The 20972-nt window shown below is 52.6% G+C and carries 22 protein-coding genes and 1 other annotated feature; of the genes, 8 read left to right on the plus strand and 14 right to left on the minus strand.

Annotated features, from left to right (window positions below; genetic code table 11):
- Positions 1 to 85: 85 nt before the first annotated feature.
- Genes EPYR_RS12965 through EPYR_RS12980 form a run of 4 tightly spaced genes read right to left on the minus strand, consistent with a single transcriptional unit; the run spans position 86 to position 3015 of the window.
- Positions 86 to 988 carry a DMT family transporter gene (locus EPYR_RS12965; protein WP_012668839.1) on the minus strand — a complete coding sequence of 301 codons (903 nt, stop codon included), beginning with the start codon at positions 986 to 988 and terminating at the stop codon, positions 86 to 88.
- The gene (locus tag EPYR_RS12970) at positions 985 to 1860 is read right to left on the minus strand and encodes a DUF6024 family protein (protein WP_012668840.1); all 876 of its coding nucleotides are present in this window, start codon (positions 1858 to 1860) and stop codon (positions 985 to 987) included. Before EPYR_RS12970 ends, EPYR_RS12965 begins: the two co-directional genes overlap by 4 nt.
- On the minus strand, positions 1860 to 2258 hold the full coding sequence (locus EPYR_RS12975) for an NUDIX hydrolase (protein ID WP_012668841.1): 399 nt from the start codon (positions 2256 to 2258) through the stop codon (positions 1860 to 1862). Before EPYR_RS12975 ends, EPYR_RS12970 begins: the two co-directional genes overlap by 1 nt.
- A 52-nt stretch (positions 2259 to 2310) precedes the next feature.
- Entirely contained in the window at positions 2311 to 3015 is a 705-nt protein-coding gene (locus EPYR_RS12980) for a hypothetical protein (RefSeq protein WP_041474028.1), read from the minus strand.
- Between the two features lie 205 nt (positions 3016 to 3220).
- Here EPYR_RS12980 and EPYR_RS12985 point away from each other — a divergent pair, with 205 nt between their 5' ends.
- Positions 3221 to 4096 (plus strand): LysR family transcriptional regulator, encoded by an 876-nt coding sequence (locus EPYR_RS12985; protein WP_012668843.1) that lies wholly within the window; start codon positions 3221 to 3223, stop codon positions 4094 to 4096.
- Between the two features lie 114 nt (positions 4097 to 4210).
- Here the strand turns inward: EPYR_RS12985 and EPYR_RS12990 are convergent, their stop codons facing one another.
- The 9 genes from EPYR_RS12990 to EPYR_RS13030 all read right to left on the minus strand — a co-directional run bounded on the left by EPYR_RS12990 (position 4211) and on the right by EPYR_RS13030 (position 13791).
- Complete coding sequence (locus tag EPYR_RS12990; RefSeq protein ID WP_014539269.1) at positions 4211 to 5722, minus strand: hypothetical protein; 1512 nt, start codon at positions 5720 to 5722, stop codon at positions 4211 to 4213.
- Positions 5643 to 6947 carry a KGGVGR-motif variant AAA ATPase gene (locus EPYR_RS12995; RefSeq protein ID WP_012668845.1) on the minus strand — a complete coding sequence of 435 codons (1305 nt, stop codon included), beginning with the start codon at positions 6945 to 6947 and terminating at the stop codon, positions 5643 to 5645. The genes EPYR_RS12990 and EPYR_RS12995 overlap by 80 nt, the downstream gene beginning before the upstream one ends.
- Positions 6944 to 7249 (minus strand): hypothetical protein, encoded by a 306-nt coding sequence (locus EPYR_RS13000; RefSeq protein WP_012668846.1) that lies wholly within the window; start codon positions 7247 to 7249, stop codon positions 6944 to 6946. The genes EPYR_RS12995 and EPYR_RS13000 overlap by 4 nt, the downstream gene beginning before the upstream one ends.
- 334 nt (positions 7250 to 7583) lie before the next feature.
- Entirely contained in the window at positions 7584 to 9452 is a 1869-nt protein-coding gene (gene htpG, locus EPYR_RS13005; protein ID WP_187298270.1) for a molecular chaperone HtpG, read from the minus strand.
- 105 nt (positions 9453 to 9557) lie between these two features.
- A complete protein-coding gene (gene recR, locus EPYR_RS13010; RefSeq protein ID WP_012668848.1) occupies positions 9558 to 10163 on the minus strand; it encodes a recombination mediator RecR in 606 nt (201 codons plus the stop codon).
- The gene (locus tag EPYR_RS13015) at positions 10163 to 10492 is read right to left on the minus strand and encodes a YbaB/EbfC family nucleoid-associated protein (protein ID WP_004156376.1); all 330 of its coding nucleotides are present in this window, start codon (positions 10490 to 10492) and stop codon (positions 10163 to 10165) included. Before EPYR_RS13015 ends, recR begins: the two co-directional genes overlap by 1 nt.
- A 55-nt stretch (positions 10493 to 10547) precedes the next feature.
- Complete coding sequence (gene dnaX, locus EPYR_RS13020) at positions 10548 to 12479, minus strand: DNA polymerase III subunit gamma/tau (protein ID WP_012668849.1); 1932 nt, start codon at positions 12477 to 12479, stop codon at positions 10548 to 10550.
- Positions 11148 to 11209 (minus strand) — a sequence feature (DnaX frameshifting element). (Overlaps the previous gene by 62 nt.)
- A gap of 228 nt (positions 12480 to 12707) precedes the next feature.
- Positions 12708 to 13259 carry an adenine phosphoribosyltransferase gene (apt, locus tag EPYR_RS13025; RefSeq protein ID WP_012668850.1) on the minus strand — a complete coding sequence of 184 codons (552 nt, stop codon included), beginning with the start codon at positions 13257 to 13259 and terminating at the stop codon, positions 12708 to 12710.
- Between the two features lie 154 nt (positions 13260 to 13413).
- The gene (locus EPYR_RS13030; protein WP_012668851.1) at positions 13414 to 13791 is read right to left on the minus strand and encodes a DUF454 family protein; all 378 of its coding nucleotides are present in this window, start codon (positions 13789 to 13791) and stop codon (positions 13414 to 13416) included.
- A 66-nt stretch (positions 13792 to 13857) separates the two neighbouring features.
- Between EPYR_RS13030 and priC the strand changes: the two genes are divergently transcribed.
- From priC to rsmS, 3 genes are all read left to right on the plus strand, one after another.
- Positions 13858 to 14394, plus strand: coding sequence for a primosomal replication protein PriC (gene priC / locus EPYR_RS13035; RefSeq protein ID WP_012668852.1), 537 nt, complete (start codon positions 13858 to 13860; stop codon positions 14392 to 14394).
- Between the two features lie 280 nt (positions 14395 to 14674).
- Positions 14675 to 14920 carry a GlsB/YeaQ/YmgE family stress response membrane protein gene (locus EPYR_RS13040; protein WP_012668853.1) on the plus strand — a complete coding sequence of 82 codons (246 nt, stop codon included), beginning with the start codon at positions 14675 to 14677 and terminating at the stop codon, positions 14918 to 14920.
- 38 nt (positions 14921 to 14958) lie between these two features.
- Positions 14959 to 15108 carry a pleiotropic regulatory protein RsmS gene (gene rsmS / locus EPYR_RS19435; protein ID WP_012668854.1) on the plus strand — a complete coding sequence of 50 codons (150 nt, stop codon included), beginning with the start codon at positions 14959 to 14961 and terminating at the stop codon, positions 15106 to 15108.
- Positions 15109 to 15115: 7 nt separating this feature from the next.
- Here the strand turns inward: rsmS and acrR are convergent, their stop codons facing one another.
- Positions 15116 to 15754, minus strand: coding sequence for a multidrug efflux transporter transcriptional repressor AcrR (gene acrR, locus EPYR_RS13045; RefSeq protein ID WP_012668855.1), 639 nt, complete (start codon positions 15752 to 15754; stop codon positions 15116 to 15118).
- Positions 15755 to 15895: 141 nt separating this feature from the next.
- Here acrR and EPYR_RS13050 point away from each other — a divergent pair, with 141 nt between their 5' ends.
- From EPYR_RS13050 to ykgO, 4 genes are all read left to right on the plus strand, one after another.
- Positions 15896 to 17089 carry an efflux RND transporter periplasmic adaptor subunit gene (locus EPYR_RS13050; RefSeq protein ID WP_012668856.1) on the plus strand — a complete coding sequence of 398 codons (1194 nt, stop codon included), beginning with the start codon at positions 15896 to 15898 and terminating at the stop codon, positions 17087 to 17089.
- Between the two features lie 16 nt (positions 17090 to 17105).
- On the plus strand, positions 17106 to 20246 hold the full coding sequence (acrB, locus tag EPYR_RS13055) for a multidrug efflux RND transporter permease subunit AcrB (RefSeq protein WP_012668857.1): 3141 nt from the start codon (positions 17106 to 17108) through the stop codon (positions 20244 to 20246).
- Between the two features lie 154 nt (positions 20247 to 20400).
- A complete protein-coding gene (locus EPYR_RS13060) occupies positions 20401 to 20661 on the plus strand; it encodes a type B 50S ribosomal protein L31 (protein ID WP_012668858.1) in 261 nt (86 codons plus the stop codon).
- A 10-nt stretch (positions 20662 to 20671) separates the two neighbouring features.
- Positions 20672 to 20818: a type B 50S ribosomal protein L36 gene (gene ykgO, locus EPYR_RS13065; protein WP_012668859.1), complete on the plus strand. Its 147-nt coding sequence runs from the start codon at positions 20672 to 20674 to the stop codon at positions 20816 to 20818.
- Positions 20819 to 20972: the final 154 nt, after the last annotated feature.

Genomic DNA, 20972 nt, shown 5'->3' on the forward strand with positions numbered 1-20972 from the left:
TCCCCTTGCGAATTGCTTTAATGAACACATTATCTGAGGGCACGAACATATCATCATGCCCCGTTTTCCACAAGGAAGGGCGCGGTTATGCCACTTCGGCGCAGCGCGATGCAGACTCCTTTCGACGGGCGTACAACGATTGTGTCATCACCGTGATGATAATGATCGCACCGCCAATAACCGCCTGAACTGTGGGCACTTCACCCAGGAACAAATACATCCACAACGGCGCTAAGGCGGTTTCCAGCAGTAAAAACAGTCCTGCATTAGCAGGCGAGACAAAACGTGTTGATAAGGTAATTAACCCCATCGCCAGCGGCATGATCAGGGCGCCTTCAGCCATTACCCATCCCAGCTGCGCCGCCGACAGCATGTTCAGACTGGTTACCACATCGGAACCTGACCCAAGCACGATCAAGACTGAAGCCAGCAGCGCTCCCAGCGATGGCAGCCCGGCCGTTCCGCCGCTAACGCGCGAGGTAAAAATAAACGCCAGCGCCATCGATATTGCCGTTGCCAGCGCATAAAGGTTGGCCACCCCGTCGTGACCCATGCCGCGCCCGGACATCACGATACCCACGCCAATAATGCCTGCCAGTGCAGCCAGCATGACGCTGCGATCGATAGCCACTTTAAACAACAGACGGGCGATCAGCGCCGAAATAAACGGCGTACCGGAGATGATAACCAGTACCGTTGCCACGTTGCCGTGGTTCAGCGCATTAACGAAACAGGCGGAGGCGATGCAGAAAAACAGCGTCGAAAGCAAATTATCTCTGGTCAGCCACGGCTGCCCGAGCGTTGAACGGCTTTGACGCCAGAAGATCCAGACAAGCAGGCAGATGACCCACATGCAAATCCCGCGCAGGGCAACAATCAGCCATGAGTTATCGATGCTCATTAGACGAATAAATACCGAATCGGTACTCAGGATAATGCCGCCCACCATGCCAATCAGATTGCCATTCACTGCCAGGGAACCTTTCATTTTTCCTCCCACAGCGCAATCAAATCTTGCTCTATCTGTTTGGTCATATCCACCCGCTGACTGCCATCACCACGCACCCAGCACGACAAACGCACCGTGTTGGTATGGGGGAAATAACTGGCCCCGGCTTTCTTAACCTGCTGTTGCCGTGTGGCGCTTAGCGCGGGTACAGGGAAACAGCTGAATGGCAGATCCGGCGCGCTGATGGAGCAAAAGTCCATTCCCGCCGCGTCCTTTATTTCAACCGGCTGAACCTGGGCAACATTAAAGGGCTGCCAGCTGTGACTGCGCACATTTTCGAGCGCTTCCTCCAGCGGCTTGTCTGAAGAAGTGGACTCTTCGAACAGGCGCAGTTCGCTACGCATCAGCGTGCTGAAGTGCTCAGCGCGTAAAGCAACGATCGCCAGCCCAACGGCCAACGAAGCGTGCTTATGCAAGGGGGCGACAAACACCGAACTCTCTGCGATCAGCTCGGCGTGGCGATTAGTGGCGAAACTGTGAGACGCATCAACAACCCCTTTTCCTTTGCAATCTTGCAGGCTGTTAACTTTCCCCGTGTAAGGGTTGACGTGGGTAATAATCGGCACGCTGCCCGGCCCGCTGGCATGTGCTGAAGATGAGTTAAACAGCTCACAGATAGGTTTGTAATGCGCATGTTTCGCCAGGCATAAAGCGGTTTCCTGCTTATAAAACAGGTGTGAAAGGATCACCAATCCAACGCGCACCGACTGGACAAAAAACAGATCGTAATCATGTAGTTGGTATACCCGTGTAAGCTCTTCACGAAGTTCGTCTTTTAGCATATTGACTCGCTTATAAAACCGATCGCCGTGCACCGTCTGCAACTGCGGGGAAAAGGAGGAAGCATCCATCAGTTGATCAACTCTTGCTGGAATAACAGTGGGATAACGTTATTGCGAAAAATCGATCCGACCGCAATTTCACAGGGCGGTTTGCGATAATTCACCCACGCAATCTCTTCAATTTCGTGGCTTGCGCGCGGCTGGCCAATAATCTCGACAAAATAAACGTGGTTCTCGATGGCCTGTGCTTCGAATTCGGCGCGACCATGAAACAAACCAAAAGGTCGGAAACTTTTGATTTTCACCCCCAGTTCTTCATCTAATTCTCGCTTGAGGCAGCTCAGATGATCTTCCCCTGCCAACGGTTTGCCACCGGGAGAAATAAAAACCTCGGTGCCCCGTTTACGGGTAAGTAACAGCGAACGCTGATGAATGATAATGGCAGCGCATTTAACAATTGTTTTCATCTCAACTCCGCAAGACGTAATCCGCAGATTACGCCACGATTTTCGTGCAACCTCAGGCTGCGGCGCTGTTGTTCAAAACGGGAGGATTAAGCGTTTCGCCAGCAAGGAAATTCACAATATTGTGTGCCAGAGGCGCTTTTTCTTTCAGATAAGCGAGGACGACATCATCTGAAGGCGTAGAGAAACTGTCGGCAAAGATGCTGATCCCCTCAAGGGATTTAGTAGAGATACCCAGCTGCAACAGACGATATTTCACGTCATCTGCCGACTGCGCAAACTCATACACCGGCGACTGATAGTTAATATCATATTGTGCCATCATCTCCATCAGGAAGGTTTTTGCCACCAGCCGCTGCTCCGGGAACTCCATTTGATAATGAGTAATACCGTCGTTGATGGTATTGATATCGTTGCGGCGACAGAAATCGACCAGATGCGCATGAATGGCCAGTTTTTCGCCGAGCAGCACCAGATTTTTGCGATATTTGAGAATATCTTGTTCCAGCGCTTCGATGGCAATAGAGCGAAAAGCACCGCTAATGTCAGCAACGGTATGACCCACCACCAGATCGCCAAAGCGATTCTTCATTTCTTCAACCCGGTGCGACAAAATACCGCGATGCAGTGAGCATCCGCTATTACCCGACCAAAGGTGGACAGGGATACCCTGTAACATCAGATAACAAGCAGCCAGGGTGCTGTCCCGACCACCGGTAAACATAACGAGTTGCGGCTTAACTGAATACTGATTTGTCATTTCCTTTCCTTCGCATAGCGGTTGAGTTTCATCGAGGTCTGACAAGGGGAAAATTCGTCTGTATGAAGTGATATTCCATCAGTTGATTCAGGCTGTTCGCTACCAGTACATTCCCCGGAACCTGTGCCAGACTAGTGAATTTTGACTGGACTTAAAAATGATATAAACAGACACTTAATGTGAGTTTTTCTAACAAGGTACTATGATGTCTAACCTTCCTTCACTGCGCGCGTTACACTATTTCCATCAGGCTGCATTGCGACAAAGTTTTAGCCGGGCGGCACAATCGCTGAACGTAACGCACAGTGCCGTTAGTCATCAAATCAAACAGTTAGAAGAGTGGCTGGGAAAACCTTTATTCCTGCGGATTAAGGGGCGAGTGCAATTAACGGCCGACGGTGAGCGCCTTAAAGCCTGCTGTATGCAAAGCTTTCGCAGCATTGAAGTGACCTGTGACAAAATTCGCGCGTGCGACCTTCATAGCCTGACAATATCGTGCGCCCCAAGTTTTCTGGCGCAATGGCTTATCCCGCGTATCAACCGCTTCACGTCACGCCATAGCGAAATCGCCCTGACTTTCCAGACCCACGTTGATCTGGAGCGGGTGCGTAGTGAGCATACCGATATACTGATCGTCAGCCAGCAGCAGCCCGTACAGAAGGACATTGCCGCCACGCTGATTACCGTCGACTATATTGGCCCGGTATGTTCCCCAGCGTTCAGTAGCCGCTTTAGCTACGAGACCGATTTTTCTACCTTACCGCTGCTGCATGCCGATACCAAACTCAATGCCTGGTCCGAATGGGCAAAAAAAACCGGAGCGCGCGGTGATTTTTGGGCTGGAAATCATTTCGACAATCTCACTCTGGCGATTCAGGCGGCGCGTAACGGCATGGGGATTATTATGACGCCGCAGATCCTGGTGAAAAAAGAGATCTTCGACGGTTCACTGATTGCACCACTGGGTTTTGCCGAGGTAGATCGCGCTACCTGGATGATGATAAAAGCGTCACGTAAAGCAGATAAGGGGATTAAATTATTTCGCAGCTGGCTATTAGATGAAGCTTCGATGGTGGGGTAACAAGGGCAGCGCACAAAACTGTCAACGACATCAGGGATATTTTACGGCCAAATGAATATCCGCAGATGTCGTTGCAACAGGCACGTCGAACTGAATGAACTGGCCCGACGGAAATTACTGTTTATTGGGTTTTACCCCGCCCTTGCGCCCTAAACCAAAACCGACTCGGTAAAGATCGGGCATATCGATACGCTCATCGGCACGTTCTTCAAAAACACCGATACGCAACAGGTCCTGCTTAATACCCGGCCAGCCTTTTTCCACATGCTGTGGCGGAAGCCGGTTATTACCCGCATCCTGTGGCCCATTGGGGAAAGCATCATGCCATCTTTGTAAGACGTAGGAAAAATCAACAGGTACCGTTAAGCCCCCCAGCGGATCAAAAAATACCCTGACCCAGGGATAGTCTTCCGCCAGCTCGCCCACACGAATTCCTGAAGCCTCCTGAACTCCGCGCTTGACGCTTTCATAATGCAAAGGATAGGGATGGTCCTGATATTTGTCGCGGGAATCCTCGGCTGCCTGACGAATTGCGGCGAGAAACGAGCGTGGTGAGGTGCGGCCATTGCCATCAGCAAGATGACTTACTGCCCAAATATAGGGCACGCCACGGCGCCTGTCTTTTCCCATCCACGGGCCAGCCAGCGCTGAAAATAACGCTCTTTGTGCTTCGGTCTCGCGCTTGATTTCGTCATGTGGTAAATAAAGACCATTGGCTTCAATGACACTTTTGCCAACAGAATGTTGATATAAGCCCCGTAAAACATCGCCAGCATTACCTTTAGCATTCAACAGGTACTGCCACAGCAAACCGTGCAGGTCGTTAAGCGCCCATGAAAGCTCTGCTTTTGTCGCCAGCAATTTCGATGCATCAGGAAAATCAGTCACCGTCCTCTCCAGCTGATCTTCGCGTAAGAACACCTTAGCCGACAGGCGCGGATAAGGTTTCAGCCATAACACGACGCGCAGTAAGTCCCGTACCATGCTATCCATCAATGACCAGTCGGTACTGAGGCGATCCAGTGCGTCAAAGAGAATTAAAAAATGCTGGTTTTTTACCACCGCCTGCTGACTGGCATCAGCCATAAACTGCGCAACACGCTCGGGGTTCTGCTCAATCCAGCTGACTTTTTCCTGCCACGTTTTCTTATCGTTAAATAAGTTATGTTGCAATAATTTTGCAATACCTAAGACAACGATCGTGCGCCAGATAACATAAGGCGTGAAACGGGACGACAGTTGCTTAAAAGTATCCGCATCAGGATAGTCCTGATTATTGGGCCGCTCGGAAAAACCGATATGAATTTCCGCAGAATCCAGTTCAGGTATATTTGAGCCGATAACCTTACGCAACTGAGGATCGGCCAAGGCAGCGGTCCATACCGATTTACCCACTCCACGGCTGCCAACCACCAGCACGCATTCTGGCCGCAGCGCCTTTAAATGCGCCGGAGGGACATATAAATTCTCCAGTGCAGGCGCGGAACCGCTGTAGGAGGTATCGGCGGGCAAAGCCTCATATATTGCGCGACGAATGCTATCTGCTTTACACCTCTTCTGATGTCTCCACGATATTGATCGCCTGACTGGTCCCGTCGATAAGCTCGCCGAAGACAAGGGAAACATTCCTGGCGTCGACTACGGTTAAACGAGAATGCAGGGAGGTTATTGCTGAAAAACCCAGATTCCAGCGTATTACCCATGGATAATGCGGGGCAAGAACATCGCTCATGGCAAAATTAAAGCGATCTTTAAGATCGCCGGGCTGTATTTCATCGTATAGCGGATTAAACAGATTCCAGGCGCGTTCGCGCATACCGGAAAAATAAGCTTCGCGGCGCTCATCGTCCGGTACCATTGCGCCAACAATCTGTAAACGCTCGCGTATTTCGGTGGCTTTACCTAAACGTTGCCAATACTCGAACAATACACGATAGCCAGACCATGTCTGTTCTCCATCTACCGTAAATAATAAGATGAGACTTGCACCTAAATCGCTCACGCAGCTTGCTGCTATTTCATCAATGCCGGAACGGGAATCAATAAAGATAACATCCGGTTTTATCTTTTCTTCCAGATCGGATATCAACCGGTTTAGCCGTTGCGACCAGCTTTCACGCTGGCCATGGTTACCCACTTTCGGCATCCAGACACGACCCAGCTTGGCGATATATTCGCCGGGATCTTTACCGTGAGCAGGGACGACGTAAATTTCACCGTCATGAGAGAGAGAGCTGGTTGCCAGCATGTTATCGACAATACGGCTGCCATTATCCACCAGGTCTTCGACCATCCAGTCAACAATGCCACTGGCTGGGCGTTTTTCCTCCGGCAGTAGGGAGGTTGACAGGCCAGGAGACTCAAGATCGAGGTCAAGCACCAGCACTTTTTTGCCTTCCTGAGCCAGCGCCCAGGCAGAGGCCGCCATCGCCGTGGATCGCCCCACGCCGCCTTTTATAGAGAAAAAGACAATGCGCCTGGCACCGTGGGTGACAGGTTTTATCAGATCCCAACGGCCTTCCGTGGGCAGACGGTCGACAACCCAAACATTATCCGTGCCTGATAGTAAAAAGTGCGGGGCATTCTGGCAGACCGCTGCCACATCCGGCTCATAGAGAACCGCAGCCTTAGCAGGAAAGGAATGTGGGGAGAGCCGTTGTTCCATCTGCTGTGCAATCTGATTAATGAGATCAAACTGCTGCGGATTTTCGCGCGCAGTCTCGGGCGCAATTAAACGAACTTTACCATTCAGGTCACGATTGACGGCGATGGGGCCAATCTCTGAGACAGCCTGAGCATGGGGGGCAAAAATGCTCTCCAGGCCAGTTAAAATTTGATCAAAGATAATCATATTGGTATCGCACCGTCGAGTTGAGCCTGTTTGAGGATATCTTTCGCCATCTTAGCGCCCTTTCTGTGATTCTCCGCTACCTGCTGGCTAAACGCCGATTGATGATCGTAACGCTGAGATGCCCGCCAGTCATCGAATGGATTCACCGGGTCTAATGCGTAAGCCCCTGCGGGATGACAGTTCCCCTGGTAGGTTTGATAACGCTGCCAGATGCGGTCAATATGCTTTTGGTCATCACGCTCTTGAGGCATATTTCTTACAGTATTGAAGGGAATGCCAAAGGCTAACATCAGGTATTTCAACGCACTTTCTGCCGAGAAACCATAAAGATGATCGGCATTGGCCCAGCGCCCTCTACTGAATAATAGTTCGGCATCATCCTAATGCCGCTGGCAAGAATCTGCAAAATCACAGCTCATCTTTAGACACTCATTTAACAGAATTTACACGCATAAACGGTTCTTACTCTGCAGGCAATTGATTTTACCTACAAAAGCGGTATGCAAATTGACGTGATGATATTAAACAGGAAGACGGGGAGAGTGCAAAGCAGGAATAAAGGAAAAATGGATTAATGACTCACCGGGAGAATTTCTGCCGGTGAGTCAACAGCTCTGTTACAGAATACTGTGCGGATTATCCCAGCAGCAGCTGGTTCATCCGGCGGATAAACTGATTCGGATCTTCCAGCGTGCCTTTTTCGGCAAACAGCGCCTGATCCAGCAGCAGTTCGATCCACTCGGCAAAGCGTGCTTCATCCTGGGTGTCGACAGCGCGCTTCACTAACGCATGCTCAGGATTCAGCTCAAACAGATATTTCACCTCCGGCACATCCTGGCCCGCAGCGGCAAACAGTTTTGCCATCTGGGTCGTCATTTCGTTAGCTTCGGTGGTAACGATTGCCGGCGTATCGGTCAGGCGGTGCGTCAAACGCACTTCTTTCACTCGCTCGCCCAGCAGGGTTTTTACCCGCTCAACAAAAGGCTCCAGCGCTTTCCCGGCTTCTTTCTGCTCTTCGGTTTCTTCGTCCGCCAGCTTGCTTAGCGCGTCGTCCGCCTTGCTGACCGACTGGAATGATTTTCCGTCGAACTCGGTGAGATAGCTCATCATCCATTCGTCAATGCGGTCTGAAAGCAGCAGAACCTCGATGCCTTTCTTGCGGAACAGCTCCAGATGCGGGCTGCTTTTCGCGGCAGCGTAGCTATCGGCAGTGATGTAATAAATCTTCTCCTGCCCTTCCACCATGCGGCTGACATAATCTTCCAGCGATACGGTCTGCGCCGCCCCTTCGAAGCTGGTAGAGGCAAAACGCAACAGTTTGGCGATGGTTTCGGCATTGCTGCTGTCTTCTGCCGGGCCTTCCTTCAGCACCAGACCGAACTGCTGCCAGAATTTCTGGTATTTCTCTTCATCATCCTTCGCCACTCTCTCCAGCATCTGCAGTGAACGCTTGGTCAGCGCCCCGCGCAGCGTCTGGGTAATACGGCTGTCCTGCAGGAGTTCACGCGACACGTTGAGCGGCAGATCGTTAGAGTCAATCAGTCCTTTGACGAAGCGCAGATAGTTCGGCATAAACTGTTCGGCATCGTCCATGATAAACACGCGCTGCACGTACAGTTTCAGACCATGTTTGTGATCGCGGTTCCACATGTCCCACGGTGCCTGGGCCGGTATATACAGCAGGCTGGTGTACTCCTGCTTACCTTCTACCCGGTTGTGGCTCCAGGTAAGCGGGTCGGTAAAATCGTGGGCAACGTGTTTATAAAACTCTTTGTATTCGTCTTCGCTGATATCAGACTTATTACGCGTCCACAGCGCCTGCGCTTTGTTGATCTTTTCCCAGGTGGTGGTGTCATCTTCTTCGTTATGGGTTTCGATCTCCACCGGCAAGGCAATATGGTCAGAGTATTTACTGATGACGCTGCGAACGCGCCACGCATCGAGGAATTCATCTTCACCTTCGCGCAGATGCAGGGTGATTTCGGTCCCGCGATCGCTTTTCTCAATGTCGGCAATGGTGTAATCGCCTTCACCGGCAGATTGCCAGAATACCCCTTCATCGGCAGCAGCCCCCGCAGCACGGGTACGCACGGAAACGTTATCCGCAACGATAAACGCCGAATAGAAACCCACGCCGAACTGGCCGATGAGCTGGCTGTCTTTGGCCTGGTCAGATCCCAGTGATTCAAGGAAGGATTTAGTCCCGGACTTGGCAATGGTGCCCAGGTTTTCAATGACTTCGTCGCGACGCATCCCGATACCGTTATCGCTGAGCGTCAGGGTACGTTTTTCCTTGTCGACCGCCACCCGCACGCGCAAGTCGCCATCCCCTTCGTACAGTTCCGGGGTAGATAACGCCTTGAAGCGCAGCTTATCAGCGGCATCGGAGGCGTTTGAGATCAGTTCGCGCAGGAAGATTTCTTTGTTTGAATAGAGCGAGTGGATCATCAGGTGCAGAAGCTGTTTTACCTCTGACTGGAAGCCGCGTGTCTCTTGTCCTTTCATGGTCATTGCTACCTCAATGAAAACAGGTTGATGAACGTTGAGGTAAAGATGGGGATGTAAAAATGGATTTCAAGACGGCACGAAGAGTTCGTGCCATTTAGTTGCTCAGAATTTGAACTTCTGACGTCCGGCCAGTGAGTGCGACAGCGTGGTGCCATCGACCATTTCCAGTTCACCGCCCACCGGAACACCATGAGCAATGCGGCTGGCGTCCACGCCGTACTGTTCGCACAGGCTGGCGATGTAGTTAGCGGTCGCCTCACCTTCCACCGTCGGATTAGTGGCGAGGATCACTTCCTGAATCGATTCTTTTTCCAGCCGCTGCTCCAGCCGGTCGAGGCCTATGTCATCTGGCCCGATACCATCCAACGGCGACAGATGCCCCATCAGTACAAAGTAACGGCCAGCGAACTGCCCGGTTTGCTCGATGGCGTGGATATCTGCCGGGCTTTCCACTACGCATATCAGCCCATTCTGCTGACGCCGTGGATTGGCGCAAATAGTGCAAATATCCTGTTCAGTGAAGGTACGGCAGTCGGCACAGTGCCCGATTTCCGACATCGCTCGCGTCAACGCCTGGGCCAGGCGCATCCCGCCGCTGCGATCGCGTTGTAACAGCTGAAAAGCCATGCGTTGAGCAGACTTAGGCCCAACGCCCGGCAGGCAACGCAGCGACTCCATTAATGTTTCGAGGAGTGGGCTGGTTTGCATCAGAACGGCATCTTGAAGCCAGGTGGCAGAGACATTCCGTTTGATACCGTTGCCATTTTTTCTTTCTGTGCTTCAGCAATACGGCGAGCCGCATCATTGAAAGCCGCCGCCACCAAATCTTCCAGCATATCTTTGTCGTCTTCCAGCAGGCTTGGATCAACCTCTACCCGGCGACAGCTGTGTGAGCCATTAATCGTGACCTTCACCAAACCGGCCCCGGACTCGCCGGTAACTTCCATCGCGGCGATCTCTTCCTGCACCTGCGCCATTTTATCCTGCATTTGCTGGGCCTGTTTCATCAGGTTACCCAATCCGGCTTTACCAAACATACGTTTTCTCTCTTTAGCTCAGGCCACATCAACTCTGTCAGAGCGATGCGGCGGTTTAAACAGGTCGGATACTTTCTTCGTCTACTTCAGCATCGAAAAACCGGCACAGCGTCTGAATATGCGTATCCGTTATAATCGACTGACGCGCCTGCGCCAGCTTCTCTTGGTAAATCTTTTGCCGCCACTCCAGTGGCGTTAGCTCTGCCGGATTATCATCCTCAATCACGGTTAATTCAATAGGGCGTCCGGCTGCCTCATTCAGGGCTTCATTCAGCACTTTTTGCGCTGAAGGGGAATTAAGATGACGCTGAGCCGAACGTAAATGCAGACAGATGCCGCTGTCGGTGGTCTCTTTCCACGCATTTAACGCCAGCTGTTGCACCAGTTTCGGCAGGGTGAGCGCAGCGATTTCAGCCGCCCAGGCATCGCGTTCCAGCGATTCTGCCACCAGCTTAACGACCAGCTCAGGGTGCTTTTCGTACTCCAGCGCATTGCGCAACGCTTTGGGCGTTGCGCGCGGTTCCGTTTTGACTTCCTTAGGGTTTTGCGCTTTCCAACGATAGGCTTCTTGTTTTAACGGAGCCGCTTCGCCAGCGGTCTGTTGCTGACGCTGCTGCCCGCGCTCGCTGAACGCAGCGAGGCGATCCAGTACCGAACTTGCCGGCCGCGCATTCTGCGCTGCCGGCTCACTCTTTTTTGGCTTGCTCGCCCCCTGATGGCGCATTAACTGCGTTCGCGCCTGCAGGAGCTGGCTGGTGGCGTCCGGTAGCCCTTGAGACGTTGGCACCTGCGGTGCCGACGCGGCCGCCGCTTCGCTGCGCGTTTCACTCTGAGTAGATGCCTGCGCTGGCAAAGCAGCGGGCGTCATCGCCGGGCGAGCTAGCGGTTCGGCAATCACCGCCTTAGGATGGAAAGCCAGCGCGCGCAGTAGCGTCATTTCAACGCCCATACGGCGATCCGGCGCGAAAGATAGCTCTTTGCGCCCCATCAGCAACGTCTGGTAATAGAGTTGCACATCAGCGGGAGGCAGCACCCGGGCCAGTTCGCGCAGCCGCTGGGCGACAGCGGCCATGTCATCACTCAGCGCAGAAGGCAGCAGCTGGATCATCGCCACGCGATGCAGCAACGCGAGCATTTCTACCAGCAGGGCTTCCCACTCGACCCCGCGCGTGGCGGCCTGATTGAGCAGCGCCATCACCTGCGCCCCGTCGGCGTGAACCAGCGCTTCAATCAGCGCCAGCGGCTGTTCATCATCAAGCATACCGAGCATATCGTTGACGGTGGCAGCAGTGACCTGCCCCTGCCCCATCGCGATCGCCTGATCGGTAAGACTCAATGCATCACGCATGCTGCCATCTGCCGCGCGAGCCAGCAGCTGAAGAGCGCGGGTTTCAGCGCCGATATTCTCGGCGTGAAGAACATGCGCCAACTGACCACGGATTTGTTCCTGATCCAACGCTTTAAGATGAAATTGCAGACAGCGTGACAAAATGGTGACCGGCAGCTTCTGCGGATCCGTGGTGGCCAACAGAAACTTAACGTGTTCCGGCGGTTCTTCAAGGGTTTTCAACAGCGCATTAAAACTGTGACGCGACAGCATATGCACTTCGTCGATCAGATAGACCTTAAAACGACCGCGCGCCGGGGCATATTGGACGTTATCCAGGAGATCGCGGGTGTCTTCCACCTTAGTGCGTGAAGCGGCATCGATTTCAATCAGATCGACAAAGCGGCCCTGTTCAATCTCGCGGCAATTATCGCACTGCCCACAGGGAGTGGCAGTGATACCGGTTTCGCAGTTAAGCCCCTTCGCCAGCAGGCGGGCGATGGTGGTTTTCCCGACGCCACGGGTGCCGGAAAACAGATAAGCGTGATGGATACGGCCAAGGGACAAACCATTAGCCAGCGCGGTCAGCACATGTTGCTGTCCGACAACATCGGTAAACGCTTGTGGACGCCACTTGCGGGCCAGTACCTGATAGCTCATTAAGACTTCATCATCGAGTGGAATAAATTGTATTAGGGTTGTGGTAAACCCGGCCTGGCAACTATAACAGTTTATCGCCGTTGTCGTCTTATCGCTGTCACTTTATCACGCCCATGGCTTCGGTTCGCTGGCACAAGTCCGCCATGTTGACAGGGAAGAGAGAGAAGGATGAAAACAACAGCGGGAAAGCGAAAAAGGGCGGGCCAAGCCAGACTGACCCCATCCCGGTCAGTGACCCGGGAAGTTCACCAGGCTATAGCTTTCAATGCCCAGTGCTTTCAGGCGCGCTTCGCCGCTCAGGTCAAACAGGTTGATAATGAATGCCGCATCCTTGACGCTGCCGCCCGCACGGCGGATCAGCTTCGCGGTCGCTTCAATGGTACCGCCGGTTGCCAGCAAATCATCCACTACCAGTACCACGTCACCCGGCTGAATCGCATCGCAATGCAGCTCCAGCGTATCGGTGCCGTACTCCAGCTCATAATCTTCAGCAAAGGTTTTACGTGGCAGTTTGCCCGGTTTACGCACGGGTACAAAGCCGACTCCCAGCCCCAGAGCGACAGGTGCGCCAAACAGAAAACCACGCGCCTCAGTACCCACTACCTTAGTGATACCTGCATGACGATAGCGTTCTACTAACAGTTTAATGCTCAGCGCAAACGCTTTCGGGTCTTCCAGCAGGCTGGTGACATCACGGAAGAGGATGCCCGGTTTAGGATAATCCGGGATGCTTTGGATACTGTTTTTTAGAAATTCAAGCTGCTGCGCAGTCGCGGTCATAATCTTGTGCCTGGTAAAAACAAATCTGACTCACGCAGCCTCATTACACGCGGCAATCATTGCTGCGTGAAATTCAAACATCGGGGGGAAGCCGCGCACGAAAACGACCAAATCTATGCAAAGCGCCGGGCAATTGCAACCGTATTCAGCAAAATCAGGGTTTTTCTTGTCCTGTATCATGCACCGGTAGCCGGATTATAAAAACGATCAGCAGGATGAGGATTGCCAGTAACACGAGCCGGAGCCAAAAAATATTGACCATCCACAGCGACAAAGCAAAGGTGAGTAAAATAAACACGATTACCTTGCCCTTAACACCCGGCGGCATGGCGTGGTGGTGCTGCCAGTAGCGCAGATAGCGCCCAAACATCGAACGATGCAACAGCCACTGGTGAAAGCGCGGCGAAGATCGGGCAAAGCACCACGCGGCCAGCAGCAAAAAAGGCGTGGTGGGCAACAGTGGCAGGATAACGCCAATAGTGGCTAATATCACGGCTAACCAACCCAGAGTCATCAGGATGTAACGTTGCATGGGAAGCCCGCATAATCAGAGTTAAATTCAGGTTATCATACCGGGATTAACGCCGGGGAAATGCCAATGAAGAGCACAGTTTTATTGCAACAACTGGAAATCCAGCTTGAAAAGCTGGCGCAAGCCGTGGAGCCTCATGCCAATAAGCGGACGACACAGGCACGCTTCGACCATCAGTTATTTCATTGCCATACCACACGACTTGGCGATTATTTGCTTGAAGTACGTCAAACGCTGGCACAGTTAGCGCAAAGCGTGCGTGATAACCGCACCGAAAGCGTGGCGTGGATGGCCGAACGGGTGGTTTTACAGATGAGCGCGCTACAGCGTGAAATCGCAACGCAAAAAATGCGCAGCAGCGAGCAACGTCCGGCACCAGTCAAAGAAAATTTGTACGAGAAGCTGGCGGCACATCAGGACTTTGAGCGCCGCCTGCGCGCCATGATCGGCGATCGTGAAAGCCTGTTGGCGCAGCAGGAGACGCTGATCCAGCAGCAACACTTACAACGCGAGCTGGCGGCGCTGGAAGGACGTTTGCAGCGTTGTCTGCAGGCTGTGAAACGGATTGAGCGCGCCATTGAAAACCGTGAACGTGGATTATAATATAATCGAAATAATTCGAGTTGCAGGAAGACGGCAAGCGGGTGAATCCCGATGAGCTGACTACAGTCAGTGATTCAGGTGAACACGCGTAGCCAACGCTCCTGCAGCTTGAAGTATGACGGATCTACCCTAAATAATTCGCGTTGCAGGAAGGCGGCAAGCGGGTGAATCCCGATGAGCTGACTACAGTCAGTGATTCGGGTGAACACGCGTAGCCAACGCACCTGCAGCTTGAAGTATGACGGGTATAAGCCTTTTATGACTGGAGCAGCAATAATATATGGGTCTGCTTACCTGGATTGTCATCGGCCTGCTGGTGGGTTTTGTGGCCTGGAGCCTGTTCCCCGCTCGGGCCAGCGGGCTGGTCAGCTCGCTGGTGCTTGCCGCCGTCGGTGCGTTGATCGGCGGATATATCAGTAGCTACTTCGATTACGGTTCTCTCACCGCTTTTAACTCGCACGCCCTGCTGCTGGCGCTGGCCGGAGCGCTAATCATGGCCGGCGTGGGTAAAATTCTGCGCATTTAAAACTTCAGCTTATGCTGTACATCTGATAAGGAAACCCTATGTCGCTGGAAAATGCGCCAGAAGAAGTTAAGCTAGCCGTTGATTTGATTATGTTGCTTGAGGAAAATGAGGTTGCTCCGGCAACCGTACTGGCGGCACTGGCTATTGTACAACGAGATTTTGAACAAAAAGTCATTGCACTGGCGTAATTCGCCATCAGGTCGGTTTGCGCAGAGTGACGCTGTAGTTCAACATATCAATTAAGGTCGCCACCAGCTGAGGCGCATCTTCAGCCAGGTCAAAGCTTTCCGGCATAAAAAGCCAGTTTTCCATGATGCCGCTAACATAGCCGCGCATCACCACCGCAGCGCGCCGGGTATCCAGATTTTCAGGAAGTTGCTTTGCTGCAATACACTCGGTCAGCACCTCTTCTATCTTTTCATAACATTCCAGGTAGAGGTTTTGCTGCATCAGTTGCAGGGTGGTCATTTCACCCACGAACTCACATTTATGGTAAATGATTTCCATAAGCGCACGTCTTCTCGGGTCGGTGGCAGTCGCTTCAAACACATACAGAAGCATTGCACGCATCACGGAGAGTGGATCAGCCGGGTATTTTGATTGATACTCAAGTTCCCGGGTCGTCAAACCGGATTCGGACTGGGTCCAGATTTCATTGAGCAAATCGGTTTTATTTTTGAAATGCCAATAAATCGCCCCTCGCGTCACGCCTGCGCCTGCGGCAATGTCCGCCAGTGACGTTTTAGCAACGCCATGTTCAGAAAAACGCTTGATAGCCGCATCTATGATGTGATTGCGCGTTTCCTGCGCTTGTTGTTTGGTATTTCGTGCCATGGCGGTATGATTGACAACGCTTCAGACTTACATACATTTGCGAATGTATGTACCATAGCACGACTAAAATTTAAACGCAGCAATGGGTTTGTGGGTTTGTAATCCATTGAACAATCGATATCGGACATTCGAGGTTTATTTATGAACAAAAACAGAGGGCTAACGCCTCTGGCGGCCGTTCTGATGCTTTCAGGGAGCTTAGCGCTGACTGCGTGTGATAACAAAGATTCGCAGCAGACTGGACAACAGCAGGCACCAGAAGTAGGCATCACAACGTTAAAAAGCGCCCCGCTTAAAATTACTACCGATCTGCCAGGTCGTACCTCGTCGTTCCGAGTCGCAGAAGTTCGCCCACAGGTTTCAGGCATTATCTTGAAACGCAACTTCGTTGAGGGTAGCGATATCAAGGCTGGTGAGTCTCTATATCAAATCGATCCGGCGACCTATCAGGCCGCATACGATAGCGCTAAAGGCGATCTGGCACAGGCACAGGCTAATGCGCAAATTGCTGCAACAACCGTAAAACGCTATAAACCCCTGATGGGGACTCAGTACATCAGCCAGCAGGACTACGACACGGCTGTCGCCACCCAGAGCCAGACGGCAGCGGCCGTTGTGGCGGCACGGGCAGCGGTAGAGTCAGCTCATATTAATCTTGCCTATACCAAAGTCACCTCGCCGATCGATGGGCGCATTGGTAAATCTTCCGTGACCGAAGGGGCGTTGGTCACCAGCGCACAAACGACCGCGCTGGCAAGCGTACAGCAGCTGGATCCAATCTATGTTGACGTGACGCAGCCCAGTGAAGACTTTATGCGCCTGCGTGAAGAGCTGGCTTCCGGTAAGTTGCAGCAGACCAACGGAAAAGCGGAAGTTAAACTGCTTTTGCAAAATGGGAGTGAATACGCCCAAAGTGGAACATTAGAATTCTCTGATGTTACCGTTGATGAGACCACCGGCTCCATCACTCTGCGCGCCATTTTCCCTAACCCGGATCATAACTTGCTGCCGGGCATGTTTGTCCGTGCACGTCTGGATGAAGGCACCAACCCGAACGCGCTGTTAGTCTCTCAGCAAGGCGTAACGCGCACGCCAACTGGCCAGGCAACTGCCATGGTGGTCGGCCCGGATAACAAGGTTGAATCACGTAATCTGACCGCCGATCGGGCTGTAGGTGATAAGTGGCTGGTCACTGAAGGTCTTAACGCCGGCGACCGCGTTATTATTACCGGTCTGCAGCGGGTGAAACCCGGTGCAACGGTGACACCACAGGAAGTGAGCGACGATAGCGCCAACGCAACGACCCAGGCGCAATCTGAAAAACCGAAGTCTTAACAGGAGCCGCTGATACATGGCTAAGTTTTTTATCGATCGCCCTATCTTCGCCTGGGTTATCGCCATCATTATTATGTTGGCGGGTACGCTGTCGATCCTGAAACTGCCGATTGAGCAATATCCTAACGTTGCTCCGCCGGCAATTGAGATCACGGCTACCTACCCGGGTGCCGATGCGAAAACGCTGCAGGACTCCGTCACGCAGGTTATCGAACAAAACATGAATGGCATCGACGGCCTGATGTATATGGGTTCCAGCAGTGACTCGTCAGGTACGCTGCAGCTTACCCTGACATTCGAGTCCGGTACTGATGCCGATATCGCTCAGGTTCAGGTGCAGAACAAGCTGCAGCTGGCAACGCCGCTGCTGCCGCAAGAAGTCCAACAACAGGGGATCCGCGTACAGAAATCCTCCAGCAGCTTCCTGATGGTCGCCGGTTTCATTAACGACAGCGGCACCATGACGCAGAACGATATCTCCGACTATGTTGGCTCTAATATCAAAGATCCGATCAGTCGTGTTTCCGGCGTGGGTGATACTCAGCTGTTCGGGGCGCAATATGCGATGCGTATCTGGATGGACCCGCACAAACTGAACAACTACCAGCTTACCCCGGTAGACGTTATCAGTGCGATTAACACGCAAAACGCCCAGGTCGCGGCTGGCCAACTCGGTGGTTCACCGCCGGTTAAAGGCCAACAGTTGAATGCATCGATCATCGCGCAGACTCGTCTGACGTCGACGGAAGAGTTTGGGAAAATCCTGCTGAAAGTGAATGCTGACGGTTCACGCGTGCGCCTGAGTGACGTGGCGCATATTGAGCTGGGCGGTGAGAATTATGAGGTGATTGCTCGCTATAATGGGCAACCTGCTTCAGGTTTGGGTATCAAGCTGGCAACCGGAGCAAACGCACTGGACACCGCAGCGGCAGTGAAAGCGGAGCTGGGTAAACTGGAGCCGTTCTTCCCTTCAGGGCTGAAAGTGGTTTACCCGTATGACACCACGCCATTCGTTAAAATTTCAATTAATGAAGTGGTTAAAACGCTCGTTGAAGCTATCGTGCTGGTATTCCTGGTGATGTATCTGTTCCTGCAGAACTTCCGCGCCACCCTGATCCCAACGATCGCGGTGCCGGTAGTATTGCTGGGTACTTTCGCCATAATCAGTGCCTTCGGGTATTCAATCAATACCCTGACGATGTTCGGGATGGTGCTGGCTATCGGCCTGCTGGTCGATGACGCCATCGTAGTGGTGGAAAACGTCGAGCGTGTCATGGCCGAAGAGGGCCTGCCGCCGAAAGAAGCCACGCGCAAATCAATGGATCAGATCCAGGGCGCGCTGGTCGGCATCGCTCTGGTGCTGTCAGCGGTATTTATCCCGATGGCCTTCTTCGGTGGCTCTACCGGCGTTATCTACCGCCAGTTCTCGATTACCATCGTTTCGGCGATGGTGCTGTCGGTCATTGTTGCACTGATTCTGACCCCGGCACTTTGTGCCACCATGCTGAAGCCAGTTAACAAAGGCGATCACGGCAAAACCACCGGCTTCTTCGGCTGGTTTAACCGACTGTTTGACAAGAGCACCCATCACTATACCGACAGTGTCGGCCACATTGTGCGCAGCACGGGCCGTTATCTGGTGATCTATCTGCTGATTGTGGTGGGTATGGCATTCCTGTTCCTGCGTCTGCCAACCGCCTTCCTGCCGGAGGAGGACCAGGGGGTATTCCTGACCATGGCGCAGCTGCCTGCTGGCGCAACCCAGGAACGTACCCAGAAAGTGCTGGACCAGGTAACGGATTACTACCTGAATAAAGAAAAAGCGAACGTTAACTCGGTATTTACCGTTAACGGCTTTGGCTTTGCCGGGCGCGGGCAAAATACCGGGCTGGCTTTTGTCAGCCTGAAGCCCTGGGATGAACGTTCCGGTGCAGCTAACAAAGTTCCGGCCATTACCGGGCGGGCAATGGGCGCACTTTCGGCGATCAAAGATGCGATGGTGATCCCGTTCAACCTGCCGGCTATTGTTGAACTTGGAACCGCCACCGGTTTTGACTTCCAGCTTATCGATCAGGGTGGCCTGGGCCATGAAAAACTCACTGCGGCACGCAACCAGCTGTTGGGCATGATTGCCCAGCATTCAGATACGCTGGTTGGTGTGCGTCCAAACGGTCTGGAAGATACCCCACAGTACAAACTGACCATCGACCAGGAAAAAGCACAGGCGTTGGGGGTATCGCTGTCTGATATCAACACGACGCTCGCTGCTGCCTGGGGTGGTTCATACGTCAATGACTTCATTGACCGTGGCCGTGTGAAGAAAGTGTACGTGATGGGTGGTGCTCCTTACCGCATGCTGCCAGATGACATTGGTAACTGGTATGTTCGCGCTACCAACGGGGAAATGGTGTCGTTTAACGCCTTTGCTTCCGCGCAGTGGGTTTACGGTTCACCACGTCTGGAACGCTATAACGGTCTGCCTTCGATGGAATTGCTGGGCCAGCCGGCGGCAGGCAAAAGCTCCGGTGAAGCGATGGACCTGATGCAAGAGCTGGCGTCTAAGTTGCCAACCGGTATCGGCTATGACTGGACCGGCATGTCTTACCAGGAACGACTATCGGGTAATCAGGCTCCGGCACTGTATGCCATTTCATTGATTGTAGTGTTCCTGTGTCTGGCTGCGCTGTACGAGAGCTGGTCTATACCCTTTGCCGTTATGCTGGTAGTACCGCTTGGGGTTATCGGCGCATTAATTTTCACCACTCTGCGTGGGCTGAGTAATGATGCCTACTTTGTGGTAGGGCTGCTAACCACCATCGGGCTATCGGCGAAAAACGCCATCCTGATTGTTGAGTTTGCCAAAGACCTGATGGAGAAAGAAGGAAAAGGTCTGGTTGAGGCAACGCTGGAAGCGGTGCGTATGCGTTTACGCCCAATCCTGATGACCTCACTGGCGTTTATCCTCGGCGTTCTGCCGTTAGCAATCAGCAGCGGTGCCGGTTCCGGCGCCCAGAACGCCGTAGGTACTGGCGTAATGGGCGGCATGGTCACCGCAACCGTGCTGGCAATATTCTTTGTACCGGTGTTCTTTGTGGTCGTGCGCCGCCGCTTCAGTAAAAACAAAGAAGATATTGAACATAGCCACCCTGTGGATTAACACTTAACCACAGCTGTTGTGAGGAAGTAAGAGGCCGCCGGGATAACTGTGCTGCCTCTTTTTTTTGCCTTAAATATAGCCTTTAAGTGGTTGCAATTCAGGAAACGTCGGCGCATAATTTATGTTATATTATAACATATCATTTGAGGTAATAATGAAACCGAAAATTCATCCTGTTTACCGCAAGGTTGTGTTCCATGACACAACGGCCGATGCTTATTTTGTTGTAGGTTCCACCATTAAAACTGACCGAACCATCCAGCATGAAGGTGAAGATATGCCCTATGTGCCGTTGGATGTTTCCTCCGCTTCACACGTTTACTATACCGGCAAGCAAAAAGATTTTGCCAAAGAAGGCAGCGCTGCGCGCTTCAATCAGAGATTCGGCAGTTTTCTTGGCGCAATGAAAAAATAAGGGGAATATGATGCAGGTTCTCAGCTCGCTGGCATCGGCCAAAAAACGCCATAAGGATTGCAAAGTCGTTCGCCGTCACGGCCGCATATTTGTGATTTGCAAAAGCAACCCGCGCTTCAAAGCCGTACAGGGCAGAGGTGGCAAGAAGAAGCGCTGACAGTGACTGTCGCGGCGCACAGAATAGTGCCACCCGGATTCAAATCAAGGACAGCGCCAGCTGTCCTTTTTTTCCTCCAACGGGTGCTGTGGCGCGGTTTATAGATGCTGGCGACTCGTGTCTCTCAGTCAGCCACTGCATGGCCAGAAACCCA

The sequence above is a fragment of the Erwinia pyrifoliae DSM 12163 genome (genome assembly GCF_000026985.1).
In the GTDB taxonomy this organism is placed as follows: Bacteria; Pseudomonadota; Gammaproteobacteria; order Enterobacterales; family Enterobacteriaceae; genus Erwinia; species Erwinia pyrifoliae.